Below are 14,155 nucleotides of genomic sequence, written 5' to 3'. Positions count from 1 at the left end.
GGGCACGGGGCCTTCGTGTCAGTTCCCCTGGGCGGGGGCCAGCAGCTGCCCGGCGGCCAGGTCGCGGTACAGGTCGTCGCCCTCCAGGAGCTCGGCGTGGGTATCCACCGCCCGGACCCGGCCGGCGTCCATGACGACGATGCGGTCGGCCCCGGTGACGGTGGAGAGCCGGTGGGCGACCACGATGACGTTGGTGGTGCGGGCGGCGTCCATCATCACCTCCTTGAGCGCCCCCTCGTTGGCGGCGTCCAGCTGCGAGGTGGCCTCGTCCATGAGCAGCAGGCGGGGCCGGCGCAGCAGCGCGCGGGCGATGGCCACCCGCTGGCGCTCGCCGCCGGAGAGGGTCACCCCGCGGTGCCCGATGACGCCGTCCAGGCCGCCGGGCAGCCGGGAGACCAGGTCGGTGAGGCGGGCCCGGGCCACGGCCTCGGCCAGGTCCGCGTCGGTGGCGTCCGGGGCGGCCAGGGCCAGGTTCTCCCGCAGGGTGCCCTCCAGCACCGGCGCGTCCTGCTCCACGTACCCGATCCGGGCGCGCAGGTCGCGCAGCGGGAGGTCGCGGACGTCGGTCCCGTCGAGCAGGACGCGTCCCGAGGTGGCGTCGTAGAACCGCTCGATGAGGGAGAAGACGGTGGTCTTGCCCGCGCCGGAGGGGCCGACCAGGGCGGTGAGCCCGGCCCCGGAGGCGGCGAAGGACACGCCGTGGTGCACCGGTGGCAGCTCGGGCCGGTAGCGGAAGACGACGTCCTCGAACACCACCGAGGCGGGCTCGCGGGGGGCCTCGGGCGCCCCCGCCGTGCCGCCGCCGGTGTCCTCCCGGTCGAGCCCGGCGACCTCGTCGATGCGCCGGACCGCGGCCAGTCCGGCCTGGAGGTCGGTGAGCGAGGTGACCAGCATCCCGATCGGCTGCATCAGGTAGAAGAGCAGCAGCAGGAACGCGATGAGGGTGGAGACCTCCAGGGTGCCCGCCGCCACCCGGCCGCCGCCCAGCGCCAGCACCACCAGGAAGGCGACGTTGACGGCCAGTCCGGTGAAGGTGCCCGACAGCGCGCTCCAGCCCGCGACCGCGACCCCCTTGCGCCAGGAGTCCACCGCGGCCTCGTCCAGGCGGGCGAGTTCGGTGTCCTCGGCGGAGGACGCCTTGACCGTGCGGAAGGCCCCGAACACCCGCTCCAGCCGGCCGCCCATCGCGCCCAGCGCGGCCTGGGCCTCCTGGGTGGCCCGGCCGATGCGCGGCAGGACCAGGGCCATGAGCACGCCGACCACGAGGATCATGCCCAGGGTGACCAGGAGCAGGACGGGGTCCAGGACCGCCATGACGGCGATGCCGCCCACCAGCAGCACCGCGCCGGTGACCAGGTCGGTGAGGCCGCTGGTGGTGACGGTGCGCAGCAGGGTGGTGTCGGCGGTCAGCCGGGCCACCAGGTCGCCCGGGGTGAGCCGGTCGACCTCGGCGACCCGCAGCCGGACCAGGGATCCCGCCAGGCCGCGGCGCACGTCCAGTACGACGCCCTGGCCGGTGCGCTCCAGCAGGAAGGAGCCCAGGGCTCCGATCAGGGCCCCGACCACCACCGCGGCGGCCAGCAGCAGCACCGGCGCCAGCAGCGGCCCGCCCGCGCCCAGCGCGTCGATGACGTAGCGGGCCGCCAGCGGCTGGGCCAGGCCGACCGCGCCGCCCGCCAGGGTCAGCGAGCCGCCCACCAGCAGGACCCGCAGGTGGGGACGGGCGTGGGAGAGCAGTCGGTGCAGGGGGGCGCGCGGTGCGGCGCGCAGCATCTCCCGGTGTTCGCGGTCGTCCGCCAAGGGTCGTCTCCCCGTCCGTGTCGGTTTCCCGTCGCGGCCCCCGAACCGTGCGAAAGTAGGCGCGGCGGGACGTCGCGGGCCGTTCCAGTCAACCGGCCCGCCCCGCCCCGCGCATCGGCCGAAAGTTCGAACCCGACCCCATCGATCGTCAGTACCGGACCGCCGTCCGGACGTCGGGGAATCCGGCACTCGCGCAATTTGTTACCGGCGAGTAGCATGGGCTCGAAAGTCCACCCACACCTTGGAGAAGGAGGGGCCATCGTGCCGCGAACCGCCCGCGATGTCGTATTCGTCGACGGGGTCCGCACCCCGTTCGGCAAGTCAGGCAAGGGCCTCTACGCCGAGACGCGCGCCGACGACATGGTCGTCCGCGTCATTCGCGAACTGATGCGCCGCAACCCGGGCCTGCCCCCGGAGCGCATCGACGAGGTGGCCATCGCCGCCACCACCCAGATCGGCGACCAGGGCCTGACCATCGGGCGCACCGCCGCGATCCTGGCCGGACTCCCGCGCAGCGTCCCCGGCTACGCCATCGACCGCATGTGCGCCGGCGCCCTCACCGCCGTGACCACCTCCGGCGCGGGCATCGCCTTCGGCGCCTACGACGTGGTGATCGCCGGCGGCGTCGAGCACATGGGCCGCCACCCGATGGGCGAGGGCGTCGACCCCAACCCGCGCTTCCTCTCCGAGAAGCTGGTCGACCCGTCCGCGCTGGTCATGGGCAACACCGCCGAGAACCTGCACGACCGGTACCCCTCCATCACCAAGGAGCGCGCCGACGCCTACGCGGTGCGCAGCCAGGAGAAGGTCGCCAAGGCCTACGCCGACGGCAGGATCCAGCCCGACCTGGTCGAGGTCGTCGTCCGCTCCCTGGAGCAGGGCTACGGCCTGGCCACCAAGGACGAGCCGCCGCGGCCGGGCACCACCATGGAGTCCCTGGCCGGGCTCAAGACCCCCTTCCGCGCGCACGGCAACGTGACGCCCGGCAACGCCGCCGGCCTCAACGACGGAGCCACCGGCGCCATCCTGGCCGCCGAGGAGGTCGCGCAGGAGCTGGGCCTGGACGCCAGGATGCGCCTCGTCGACTTCTCCTTCGCCGGTGTCGAGCCCGAGGTCATGGGCGTCGGCCCGGTCCCGGCCACCGAGAAGCTGCTGGCCCGCCAGGGCATCACGATGGACGAGATCGGCCTCATCGAAATCAACGAGGCCTTCGCCGTCCAGGTGCTCGCCTTCCTGGAGCACTTCGGCATCGCCGACGACGACGCCCGCGTCAACCCGTGGGGCGGCGCCATCGCGCTGGGCCACCCGCTGGCCTCCTCCGGCGTGCGGCTGATGATGCAGCTCGCCCGCCAGTTCGCCGAGCGTCCCGACGTCCGCTACGGCATCACCACCATGTGCGTCGGTATGGGCATGGGCGGCACCGTGCTCTGGGAGAACACCAACTACGAGGGGGGCAAGTGAGCACCGCACTGGACGCTGCGCGCGAGCTGTTCAAGGACGAGGTCGTCACCAAGGCGATCTCCCGTGACATCGAGCTCCCCTACGGTGCCGGCACCGCCGTCCTGATCACCCTGGACAACGGCCACGACCACACCCGGCCCAACACCTTCGGCCCCGGCGGCCTGCTCGCCCTGGACGCCGCCATCGAGGCCGCCCGCGCCCGCAAGGACATCGTGGCGGTGGCGATCACCGGCAAGCCGTTCATCTTCGCCGTCGGCGCCGACCTCAGCGGCGTGCCCGCGATCCAGAACCGCGAGCAGGCGCTGGCCATCGGCCGGCTCGGCCACGACGTGTTCCGCAAGCTCGGCGAGCTGGACGTGCCGACCTTCGCGCTCATCAACGGCGCGGCCATGGGCGGCGGGGTCGAGGTGGGCCTGCACTGCACCTACCGCACCATCTCCTCCGGCGTCCCGGCGCTGTCCCTGCCCGAGACCTTCCTGGGCCTGGTGCCCGGCTGGGGCGGCACCTACCTGCTGCCGAACCTGATCGGCGCCGAGAAGGCCCTCAAGGTCATCATCGAGAACCCGCTGGCCCAGAACAAGGTGCTCAAGGGCGCGCAGGCGTTCGAGCTGGGCATCGCCGACGCGATGTTCGAGCCCGCCGACTTCGTCGAGGAGTCCCTGCGCTGGGCGGCCAGGGTCGTCAAGGGCGAGGTCACCGTCGAGCGCCCCGCGGTCGACAAGGGCGAGGCCTGGGACAACGCCGTCAACATGGCCCGGTTCGTGGTCGAGGGCAAGCTGCACGGCGCCGCCCCGGCCCCGGCCCGCGCCGTCGAGCTGGTGGCCGAGGCCAGGACCCGCACCCGGGACGAGGGCTTCGCCGCCGAGGACGAGGCGCTGGCCGACCTCATCATGAGCCCCGAGCTCAAGGCCGGCCTGTACGCCTTCGACCTGGTGCAGAAGCGCGCCAAGCGGCCCGCCGGCGCCCCGGACAAGTCGCTGGCCCGCAAGGTCACCAAGGTCGGCGTCGTGGGCGCGGGCCTGATGGCCGGCCAGCTGGCGCTGCTGTTCGCCCGCCGCCTGGACGTGCCGGTCGTCATGACCGACCTGGACCAGGAGCGCCTGGACAAGGGCGTCGCCTACGTCCACAGCGAGGTCGACAAGCTCCTCAAGAAGGGGCGCGTCAACCAGGACAAGGCCAACCACCTCAAGGCCCTGGTCACGGGTTCGCTGACCAAGGACGCCTTCGCGGACGCCGACTTCGTCATCGAGGCCGTGTTCGAGAAGATGGAGGTCAAGCAGCAGGTGTTCGCCGAGGTGGAGGCCGTGGTCTCCCCCGAGGCGATCCTGGCCACCAACACCTCCTCGCTGTCCATCACCGAGATGGCCTCGAAGCTGGAGCACCCCGAGCGGGTCGTCGGCTTCCACTTCTTCAACCCCGTCGCCGTGCTGCCGCTGCTGGAGATCATCCGCGGCGAGAAGACCGACGACGCCGCCCTGGCCACGGCGTTCGCCGTCGCCAAGAAGCTGAAGAAGACCGCCGTCCTGTGCAAGGACGCCCCGGCGTTCGTGGTCAACCGCCTGCTCACCCTGTTCATGGGCGAGGTCCTGAGCGCGGTGTCCGAGGGCACCGAGCCCGAGGTGGCCGACCGCGCGGTGGCCCCGCTGGGCCTGCCGATGTCGCCGCTGATGCTGCTGCAGCTGGTCGGCCCGGCCGTCGCGCTGCACGTGTCGGAGACCCTGCACGAGGCCTTCCCGGACCGCTTCGCGGTGTCGCCGCAGCTGGGCGAGATCGTCAAGGAGGGCAAGACCGCGATCTTCGCCCCCGACTTCACCATCGACCCCGAGGTGAAGAAGCTGTTCGCGGGCGGGGACGCGCCGTCCACCGAGCCGGAGATCCTGGACCGCGCGCTGCGCGCGCTGGCCCGGGAGATCGGGATCATGCTGGACGAGGGCGTCGTGGCCGAGGCCGCCGACATCGACCTGTGCCTGATCACGGGTGCGGGCTGGCCGTTCCACACCGGCGGCATCACCCCCTACCTGGACAAGGTCGGGGTGTCCGAGGCCGTCAACGGCAAGCGGTTCCACGAGGGCGACCCGAAGGCCGTCTGACCTCCGCGGTGACCGCCCGGGAGACCGGGACGGGCCCGGCCCCGGGAAGGGGCCGGGCCCGTCGTGCGCCCGGGGTCAGCGGACGGATCCGGCGCGCGCCTGCCCGGCGGGCAGCATGCCGTGGGTCCGGTACCAGGCGCCCATGGCGGTGACCGTCTCGGCGACGGGGCGGAACCCCACGCCCAGTTCGCGGCGGGCCAGGTCGGAGCTGATGTTGCGCGCGTCCCCCTCCCGCAGCACCCGGACGCCCTCGCGGGTGGCCGTGGGCTCCCCGCCGCGGAGGCGGGCGCTGAGCTCCATGAGGGCGGCGGCCGCGGTGGCCAGGCCGGCGGGGACCGACCGGGGCGCCCGGGCCCCGGTCTCCGCGGCGACGGTGTCGGTCAGGGCGGGCAGCGACCGCTTCTCCCCGGCCACCACGTAGCGGTCGGCGGTGCCCACCCGGGCGGCGGCGACGCAGGCGTAGGCGACGTCGCGGGCGTCCACCACGTAGTTGTGCAGGCGCGGGATGGCACGGACCCTGCCCTTGGCGACGTCGAGGAAGAGGCGGCCGGCGGAGGTCGGTCCGGCGTCGCCCGGGCCCCACATCCAGCCGGGCAGGACGGTGGCCACCCGGGTGTCCCCGGTCCGGCCGGAGCGGACCATGGCGGCGACCGCCCGGTCGGCGCGCACCTTGCTGGTGGGGTAGGTGTCCGACACCGCGGGCCGCGCGTACTTCTCCGGGGGCGGGGTGGACTCGTCGGCGGGGCGCTCGGGGCCGCGCAGGGCCATGGTGTTGATGGAGCCGGTGTGCAGGAACACGGGGACGCCGGAGGTGGCGGCCGCGCTCAGGACCTGTTCGGTGCCCTGCACGTTGATCCTCTCCAGGGGCGCCGTGAGGGTGGGGTCCTGGAAGTACTCGCGGAAGTAGGCGGCGGTGTGGAAGACCTCGTCGACCCCGGTCAGGTGCCCCCGGTAGGTGGACGGCTCGGTGACGTCGCCGCGGACCAGGTGGAGGCGGGGGTCGTCGGGCAGCAGGCGGCGCGCCCGCTCCATGTCCCGGACCAGGGCGACGACCTCCTGGTCCAGGCCGAGGAGGAGTCGGACGATGTTGCCGCCCAGCAGGCCGGTGGCCCCGGTCACCAGGGAGCGGTCCCGCTTCGGAAGTCGTGGCGTTTCCGTGTCCGCCATGATGTCACATCCCAACTATCATGTAACGAGATAATAATTTCGGCTTATGAATTTCTAAGGCGGTCCGGAATGGAGAACGCGTCGGGTTGGGAGACGCCCCTGTGGCACACGACCGGCTACCGGCTGATCAAGTTGGGCGAACTGGTCCAGGCCGTCACCCTCGACATCTTCGGGCCGCAGGAGATCACCGCCCGCCAGTTCCACGTGCTGGCCGCGGCGGAGGCGATGTCCGACCCCTCCCAGAAGGAGCTGAGCCGGGCCCTGGGGGTGGACCCCAACGTGATGGTCGGCCTCATCGACGACCTGGAGTCCCGCGGGCTGGCCGAGCGCAAGCGCAACCCGAAGGACCGCAGGCGCTACATCGTGACGCCCACCCCCGAGTCCGCCCTGCTGCTGCAGAAGGCCCGTGAGGCGGTGTCCACCGCCGAGGAGGAGTTCTTCGCCCCGCTCTCCCAGGAGGAGCGGACGGTGCTGCACGAGCTGTCGGGGCGCCTGCTGGACGCCCACCCCCGGGTCACCAAGCACGAGTGACCCGGGGGTCCGCCGGGGGCCCGGGAGGGGCGGCCCCCGGCGGCACTCCCCCTACTCCGAGATGCCGAACCGGGCGTGCAGCCTCTTGAGCGGTGCGGGCGCCCACCAGTTGGCGTCGCCCGCCAGGCGCATGAACACCGGCACCAGCACCCCGCGGATGAGCGTGGCGTCCACGATGATCACCACCGCCATCCCGATCGAGAGCATCATCAGGTAGAGCACGTCGGACACCGCGTAGGTGGCGAACGACGCGGCCAGGATGACCGCCGCCGCCGTGACCAGCGGACCGCTCCGCTGCAGCCCGGCCGCGACCGCCCGGGTGTTGTCCCCGGTCAGGTCGTACTCCTCCTTGATCCGGGACATCATGAACACCTCGTAGTCCATGGAGAGCCCGAACGCGATGCAGAACATCAGGATCGGGAAGGTCGTCTCCAGGGTCCCGTTGGCGGTGAACCCGAGCAGCCCGGACAGGTTGCCCTCCTGGAAGATCCACACCATCACGCCGAACATCACCGCGAGGCTGAGCACGTTGAGCACGATCGCCTTGGCGGGCAGCAGCAGGCTCCCGGTCATGAGGAACAGCAGGACGAAGGTGATGGCCAGGATGAGCCCGAACACCAGGGGCACCTGCCCCAGCAGCGCCGCGCGGAAGTCGGCGAGGTCGGCCGGGTAGCCGCCGATCTCGGCGGCGGCCGGCGCGGGCACGTCCCGGATGCGCTCGATCAGGTCCTCGCCGTCGGAGATCGCCTCGGTCTCGGGCACCACGGAGAACCACGTGGCCTCGGGCGAGCCGAACCGCTCCTGCGCGCCCGGCTCGGGGCCCGCGACCTGCTGTCCGTCCACGTACCGCCCGGTGAGCGCGTCCACCTGGTAGACGCCCTCCACCCGGGACAGCTCGGCGGCGTAGTCGCTCGCGGACGCGTCCTGGGCCTCGGCGCCCGGCAGGTCGACGACCACCTGGACGGCGTCCATCTCCTCCTGGGCGAACCCGGTCTCGATCTGGTCCTGGACGTCGCGGCTGGAGTTGCCCTGGGGCAGCACCCGGGCGTCGGGCAGGCCGAAGTTCAGTCCCACGGCCGGGGCGGCCAGCACCAGGACGACGACCAGGGCGGGCAGGCCCCACAGCACGGGGCGGCGCATCATCCGCAGGGCGGTGTCGTGCCACCAGCCGCGGTCGGGGTCGGGCTCGCGCTTGGGCCGGACCCGGTGGCCGACCTTGGCCAGCGCGGCGGGCAGGATGACCAGGGAGGCGAACACCGAGGTCAGCACCGTGCCCATGCCGGAGTAGGCGAAGGACTGCAGGAACGGGAACGGGAAGAGCATCAGGCACGACAGCGCGACGGCGACGGTGAGGCCGCTGAACGCGACGGTCCGCCCGGCCTTGGCGACCGCGATCGCGACGGCCTCGGGGACCTCCCGGCCGCGGGCCAGCTCCTCCCGGAACCGGTTGATGACGAACAGGCTGTAGTCGACGCCCAGGCCCACGCCCATGACCAGGGTGAGGTTGGCGGCGAAGGTGGACACATCGGTGATGTAGGTGACCCCGCGCAGCAGGGCCAGCGTGGTGATCACCGAGAACAGGCCCATGCCCAGGGTCAGCGCGGCCACCGAGAGCCGGCGGTAGATGACGAACAGCAGCACGAACACCAGCGGGAAGATGATCGCCTCGGCGAGCAGGAAGTCCGCCTGGGCCTGCTCGGCGGCCTGGCGGAAGATCTCGTCGCCGCCGCCGACCTCCACCCGCAGGACGTCGTCCTCGCGGGTGAAGTCCGGGGAGATCTCGCCCAGCGCGGTGCGGGCCTCGGTGACGGTCCCCTCCATGCGCACGGTGATGAGCGCCTGGGAGCCGTCCTCGGAGCGCATCGCCGGGGAGTCGCCGCGGCCCCAGTAGGAGGCGGTCTCGGCGACGCCCTCCCGGGAGGCCAGCTCCTCCTCCAGGGCGGTGGCGGCCTCGACCACGGCCGGGTCGTCCACGTCGCCGTTCTGGGCGGTGACCAGGAGCAGGAAGTGGTGCTTGCCGGTGCCGAAGCCCTCCTCCAGGCGCTGTTCCACCAGCGCCGACTCCGAGCCGGGGCTCTCGAAGCGGCTCAGCAGCAGCCGGTCCATCGTGCCGGCGGCCAGGAACACCCCGAGCAGCGTCAGGACGATCGCCAGGATGATGACCCGGCCCGGACGGCGGGCCAGGCCCTCCCCCAGGCGGGCCAGCAGGGGCGGGCGCTGCGGCGGGCCGCCGGTGCCGCCGGCGCCCGGGGGTGAGGCGGTGGTCGATGAGGTTGCCATGGTGCTCTCGCCTTCCAGGGTCAGGTCGTGGGGGCGTGCCGGTCCATCCACTCGGCCGCCGTGTCGTACAGGAGTTCCGCGCCGGCGTCGATGGTGACGAAGTGTCCGGCGTCGGTGAGGGTCGTCTCGGTGACCTCGGGGCTGGAGGTGAACAGGCCCGGGTACCCCTCGACCCCCTGGCGCAGCACGTCGTGGGCGCCGAAGACCAGGTGGACGGGGACGTCGATCTCGCCGATCAGGTCGAGGTCGTAGAGGATCGCCATGGGCTCGGAGACCATGACCCCGCAGGGGTTGCGGCCCCACAGCCCCTCGATCTCGGCGACGACGGCCGGGTCGGCGTGCGGGCCGAGCCCGCCCTCGGTGAAGTCCTCCAGGGTGGGGTCGAAGTACACGTAGCCGCGGGGATCGCCCGGGGACCCGTGCTCCTCGCCGCCCTCCAGGCAGGTGCGGTAGGCGGTGAGGAACCGGCGGTTGGTGTCGTCGGTGATGCCGACGGCCGCCCAGCCGGTGAGCAGCAGGCCGTCGACGCCGCCGAAGGAGACCGCCACGCTCTCGGCGACCAGGGCGCCGCTGGAGTGGCCGCCCATGACGACGGTGTCGAAGGACACCGGGTCGTCGCCCTCGACGCGGTAGTCGCCCGCGCGCAGCTGTTCGACCACTTGGTGGGCGATGTCGGCGTGCGCCCCGCTGCAGCTGGCGAACCCCTCGGGGATGTCGCTGGAGCCGTAGCCGAGGCGGTCGATGGTGACCGAGGCGTGCCCGCGCTCGGCGAGCTCGTTGACGTAGTTGCGGCCCTCGACGTCCAGGCGCCAGATCCACTCGCCGGTGTTGGTGCCGTGGACGAGCAGGGCGACGGCGGGCGCGTCGGCGGCCAGGACCTCCTCGGGGGCGGTCAGGTGTCCCCGGACCGTGTACTCCTCGCCGTCGGCGGAGCACTGGCCGCGGGTGCGGTTGACGTTGTCGACGGTGAACTCGACGGCCAGGTCCACGACGCCGGGCGGGGTCACGGCCGGTTCGCGGGGGGTCCGGTGGGCGGCGGGGTCCGCCGCCGGGGCGGGCCCGGCGGCGGCCGCCGGGCCCGAGGAGGGTTCCGCGGCCGCCGCGCCCGTGGCCGCCGCAGCGGCGAGCAGGAGGGAGGCCGCCAGGGCCGCGGCGCGCAGGCGGCGCCGGGACGTGCGGTGCGGGGGTGCTCCGGTGGTGTTCACCGCTGTTCCTCCAGCCAGTCGGCCAGGGACGTGCGCAGCTCGGCCGCCCCGGGTTCGAGGACGAGGTAGTGGCCCGCGTCGGCCACCGTGACGGTCTCGGTGTCGGGGGCCCCGGTGAAGAGCCCGGCGTGGTCGGCGCCGTCGGACACGCGGGTGTCGGCGTCGGCGAAGGCGAAGAGGACGGGCACCTCGACGCGGTGGAGGTTGCGGGTGTCGGTGGCCAGCGCCTCGACCTGGGTCCCCAGGTCGCCGCAGGGCGTGCGGTCCTGGAGGCCGGCGGCCAGGGCGGCCACCGGGGTCGCGGGGTCGCGGAAGTTGGCCCGGGTGTAGGAGGTGCGGCCGACGTCCACGTAGGTGTATCCGGCCGCGTCCGCGCCGTCGGGGTCGGGCGGTCCGGCCTCGGCCTCGGCGGGCACTCCGCCCTGCATGCAGGAGGCCAGGCCGCCGAAGAAGCGGGCGTTGGCGCGGTCGGTCACGCCGGTGCCGCTCCAGGCCATGAGGGCCAGCGCGTCGGGGGCGGCCGGTCCGTCGAACGAGTAGGCGGTGATCTGGGCGATCTGGGCGCCGCTGTGGTGCCCGGCCAGGACGACGGTGTCGAAGGCGGGGGGCTCGTCGGGCACCCGGTCGGAGCCGCCGTCGCCCTCCCCCAGCGTGTAGTCGCCCGCGCGGACCTGTTCGATGACCTGGGCGGTCATGTCGGCCTGCGACCCCAGGCACATGGCCAGGCCGTCGGGCCGCCCGCCGCCGTAGCCGAGCCGGTCCAGGGTCAGGGAGACGTGGCCCAGCAGCGCCATCTCCTCGGTGTGGTGGTAGCCGGGCTCGTCCAGCCGCCAGAACCACTCCCCCGCCGCCTGCCCGTGCTGGTAGACGGTGACGGCGGGGTCGTCCTGCTCCAGCGCGTCGGCGGGGCCGGTGAGGTGGCCCCGGAGGGTGTACTCCCCGCCGTCGCTGTTGCAGGGCAGCCGCGATCCGTTGCGGTTGGTGACGGTGAAGCTCACCGGGACGTCGACGATGTCCGCGGCGGCCATGCGCTCGGCGGTGGCCTGCGCGCGCTCCCGGGCGGTGGGCTCGGGCGCCGCGGACGGCCCGTCCTCCCCCGACGGGAGCAGGACCAGCGCGGCGGCGGCCACGGCGGCGACCGCGCCCGCGGCGATGAGGGTGTTCCTAGTCCCGGGCACGGGCCACCTCCGCGGTCTCTCGGGCGGGTGCGGCACCGGGTTCGGGTGCCGGGGTCTGCGCGGGCCCCGCGGGGTCCCGCCGGTCGGCGGCGGCGCGGCCGGGTTCGGCCGCGTTCTCGCCCAGGGTGGCGTCGAAGAAGCGGTGGAACCGGCGCAGCGGGCCGGGCGCCCACCAGGTGGCGGCGCCGGTCATGCGCAGGACCGAGGGCACCAGGAGGCAGCGCACGACGGTGGCGTCGGCGATGACGGCCAGGGCGACGCCCCAGCCGAGCATCATCGTGTTGGTCACCCGGGAGGCGCCGATGACGACGAGGACGACCGCCAGGGCGACCGCGGCGGCGGTGATGATGCCGCCGGTGCGCCGGAGTCCGAGCTCGACGGCCGTGCGGTGGTCGCCGGTGCGGTCGTACTCCTCGCGCATCCGGGACAGCAGGAAGACCCCGTAGTCCATCGACAGCCCGAAGGCGATGCAGAACATGAGGACGGGCAGGGCCGTGTCGATGAACCCCGTCGGGGTGAACCCGAGCAGTCCGGAGAGGTTGCCGTCCTGGAACACCCAGACGACGGCGCCGAACATGGCGGTCAGGCTGAGCGCGTTGAACAGCACCGACAGCAGGGGCAGGAGGACGCTGCCGGTGAGCAGGTAGACCAGGACCAGCATGGCGGCGACGACCACGGCCAGGGTGGCCGGGACGCGCTCGGCGATGGCCGCCTGGGCGTCCACGACCGCGGCGGCCTGGCCGGTGACCGAGACCTCCAGGGGCGTGCCGACCGCGCGGATGTCGCGGACCAGGTTCTGGCTCTCCAGGGAGATGTCCTCGACCTCCGCGTCCGGGATGACCTGGATGTAGGCCAGGTCCTCGGACTCGCGCAGGGCGTCCACGGGGGTGCGCTCGCGCAGGTGGCCGCCGTCGGTGTGGACGCCCAGCGGGGAGCGGACCTCCTGGACGTTGTCCAGGCGCGAGAGCGCGGCGGCGTAGTCGTCCAGCAGTCCGGTGTCGGTGTCCTGCGGGGCCTGGTGGACGAGCACGTCGACGGCGCCGGTGGCGGTGGAGCCGAAGTCCGTGCGGATGGTGTCCATGACCTCGCGCGACTCGACCCCGGCGGGCAGCTGGCGGTCGTCGGCCATGCCGAACTCCACCCGCAGGAAGGGCAGCCCGACCGCGACGAGCAGGGCCAGGGCGGTCAGGGCGAAGACCGGGGCCCGCCCCATGACCGCGCGGGTCAGCCGGCCCCAGCGCCGGTCGGCCGCCTCCTCCGGGGGCGGGGCCGAGCCCCGGCGCAGCAGGCGGCGCGGGTCCAGCGCGTTGACGCGCGGGCCCAGCAGGGTGAGCACGGCCGGCAGCACGACCAGGGAGGTCAGGGCGGCCAGCAGCACCACGGTCACGCCGGAGTAGGCGAAGGACCGCAGGAAGTACAGGGGGAAGAACAGCATCCCGGCCAGGGCGGCCGAGATGGCCAGGGCCGAGAAGACGACCGTGCGCCCCGCCGTGCGGACGGTGGTGAGCGTGGCCTGCGCCGGCGTGGCGCCGGTCGCGAGCTCGGCCCGGAAGCGGCGGACCATGAGCAGGGCGTAGTCGATGGACAGGCCCAGGCCGAGCGCGATGGTGAGGTTCTGGGCGAACACCGACACGTCGGTGAACCCGGCGATCGCCCACAGCACCGCGTTGGTGCCGATGATGGACACCACCCCGACCAGCAGGGGCAGGGACGCCGAGACGACGCTGCCGAAGACCCACACGAGGATGAGCAGCGTCAGGGGCAGCGCGATCACCTCCGAGCGGACCAGGTCCTCGGCGATGGTGGTCTCGATGTCGTTGAGGACGGCGGTCTGCCCGCCGACGCCGACGGTGAGGGGTCCGTGGTCGCCGCCGTAGCGTTCGGCGAGGTCGGCCACGGCCGCGCCCGCCTCGGCCTCGGTGCCGGACACGTGCGCGGCGATGAGCGCGCGGGTGCCGTCGTCGGACTTCAGCTCGTCGGAGCCGGTCTGCCAGTAGGAGGTGACCCCGGCGACGCCGTCCTCGTAGGCCAGTCCCTCGGCCAGTCCCAGGGCGCGGGCGGCGGCCTCGCGGTCGTCCACCCCGTCCTCGGCGGTCACCAGGAGGATCAGGTTGGGCCTGCTGTCGGGGAAGTGCTCCTCCAGGATCTCGGCGGCCCGGGCCGATTCCGAGGAGGGGTCCTCGGTGCCCTGGCCCGCCCGGAGGCGGTCGGCGACACCGGAGCCCAGGACCACCGCGCCGATCACCGCGAGGAGCGCGGCCGCCAGGACCCACCAGGGCCTGCGCGTGGTGAGCCGGGTCAGTGCGTCGAGCATCGTGTCACCCCCGTTCGTCGTTCGCGGGCGGAACCGCCGATGGCGGCCGGAATCCTCCGGCCGCCATCACGGGTGCCGTCGCCGCCACAATACTGTATAAACATGCGACGATCATCAACCTAAACGATA

9 protein-coding genes are annotated in these 14,155 nt (G+C 73.3%); 3 read left to right on the top strand and 6 right to left on the bottom strand.

Annotated features, from left to right (window positions below; genetic code table 11):
- Positions 1-18: 18 nt before the first annotated feature.
- On the bottom strand, positions 19-1,773 hold the full coding sequence (locus tag K1J57_RS20665) for an ABC transporter ATP-binding protein (RefSeq protein WP_220565677.1): 1,755 nt from the start codon (positions 1,771-1,773) through the stop codon (positions 19-21).
- Positions 1,774-2,061: 288 nt separating this feature from the next.
- Between K1J57_RS20665 and K1J57_RS20660 the strand changes: the two genes are divergently transcribed.
- Together K1J57_RS20660 and K1J57_RS20655 are read left to right on the top strand one after the other, a co-directional pair.
- A complete protein-coding gene (locus tag K1J57_RS20660; RefSeq protein WP_220560229.1) occupies positions 2,062-3,261 on the top strand; it encodes an acetyl-CoA C-acyltransferase in 1,200 nt (399 codons plus the stop codon).
- Positions 3,258-5,351, top strand: coding sequence for a 3-hydroxyacyl-CoA dehydrogenase NAD-binding domain-containing protein (locus K1J57_RS20655; RefSeq protein ID WP_220560228.1), 2,094 nt, complete (start codon positions 3,258-3,260; stop codon positions 5,349-5,351). The genes K1J57_RS20660 and K1J57_RS20655 overlap by 4 nt, the downstream gene beginning before the upstream one ends.
- A 75-nt stretch (positions 5,352-5,426) precedes the next feature.
- On the opposite strand, the gene K1J57_RS20650 is transcribed toward K1J57_RS20655, so the two are convergent.
- On the bottom strand, positions 5,427-6,518 hold the full coding sequence (locus K1J57_RS20650; RefSeq protein ID WP_220560227.1) for an NAD-dependent epimerase/dehydratase family protein: 1,092 nt from the start codon (positions 6,516-6,518) through the stop codon (positions 5,427-5,429).
- A 69-nt stretch (positions 6,519-6,587) separates the two neighbouring features.
- Here K1J57_RS20650 and K1J57_RS20645 point away from each other — a divergent pair, with 69 nt between their 5' ends.
- Positions 6,588-7,049 (top strand): MarR family winged helix-turn-helix transcriptional regulator, encoded by a 462-nt coding sequence (locus tag K1J57_RS20645; protein ID WP_220560226.1) that lies wholly within the window; start codon positions 6,588-6,590, stop codon positions 7,047-7,049.
- A gap of 51 nt (positions 7,050-7,100) precedes the next feature.
- Here K1J57_RS20645 and K1J57_RS20640 read toward each other — a convergent pair whose 3' ends face one another.
- The 4 genes from K1J57_RS20640 to K1J57_RS20625 are packed head-to-tail and all read right to left on the bottom strand — an operon-like array spanning position 7,101 to position 14,026.
- Positions 7,101-9,329, bottom strand: coding sequence for an MMPL family transporter (locus K1J57_RS20640; protein ID WP_220560225.1), 2,229 nt, complete (start codon positions 9,327-9,329; stop codon positions 7,101-7,103).
- 20 nt (positions 9,330-9,349) lie between these two features.
- Positions 9,350-10,534: an alpha/beta hydrolase gene (locus tag K1J57_RS20635; protein ID WP_220560224.1), complete on the bottom strand. Its 1,185-nt coding sequence runs from the start codon at positions 10,532-10,534 to the stop codon at positions 9,350-9,352.
- On the bottom strand, positions 10,531-11,712 hold the full coding sequence (locus K1J57_RS20630; RefSeq protein WP_220560223.1) for an alpha/beta fold hydrolase: 1,182 nt from the start codon (positions 11,710-11,712) through the stop codon (positions 10,531-10,533). Before K1J57_RS20630 ends, K1J57_RS20635 begins: the two co-directional genes overlap by 4 nt.
- A complete protein-coding gene (locus tag K1J57_RS20625; RefSeq protein ID WP_220560222.1) occupies positions 11,699-14,026 on the bottom strand; it encodes an MMPL family transporter in 2,328 nt (775 codons plus the stop codon). Before K1J57_RS20625 ends, K1J57_RS20630 begins: the two co-directional genes overlap by 14 nt.
- Between the last annotated feature and the right edge of the window lie 129 nt (positions 14,027-14,155).

It is taken from the genome of Nocardiopsis sp. MT53, from assembly GCF_019598965.1.
Classification (GTDB): Bacteria; Actinomycetota; Actinomycetes; order Streptosporangiales; family Streptosporangiaceae; genus Nocardiopsis; species Nocardiopsis changdeensis.
Note: the sequence above shows the minus strand (reverse complement) of the source record. Positions and strands in the feature narration are given on the sequence as shown.

Excerpts from the sequence above, each read along its gene's own strand:
- K1J57_RS20650 (WP_220560227.1), bottom strand. The coding sequence starts at position 6,518 with ATGGCGGACACGGAAACGCCACGACTTCCGAAGCGGGACCGCTCCCTG.
- K1J57_RS20640 (WP_220560225.1), bottom strand. The coding sequence starts at position 9,329 with ATGGCAACCTCATCGACCACCGCCTCACCCCCGGGCGCCGGCGGCACC.
- K1J57_RS20645 (WP_220560226.1), top strand. The coding sequence starts at position 6,588 with ATGGAGAACGCGTCGGGTTGGGAGACGCCCCTGTGGCACACGACCGGC.
- K1J57_RS20665 (WP_220565677.1), bottom strand. The coding sequence starts at position 1,773 with ATGCTGCGCGCCGCACCGCGCGCCCCCCTGCACCGACTGCTCTCCCAC.
- K1J57_RS20625 (WP_220560222.1), bottom strand. The coding sequence starts at position 14,026 with ATGCTCGACGCACTGACCCGGCTCACCACGCGCAGGCCCTGGTGGGTC.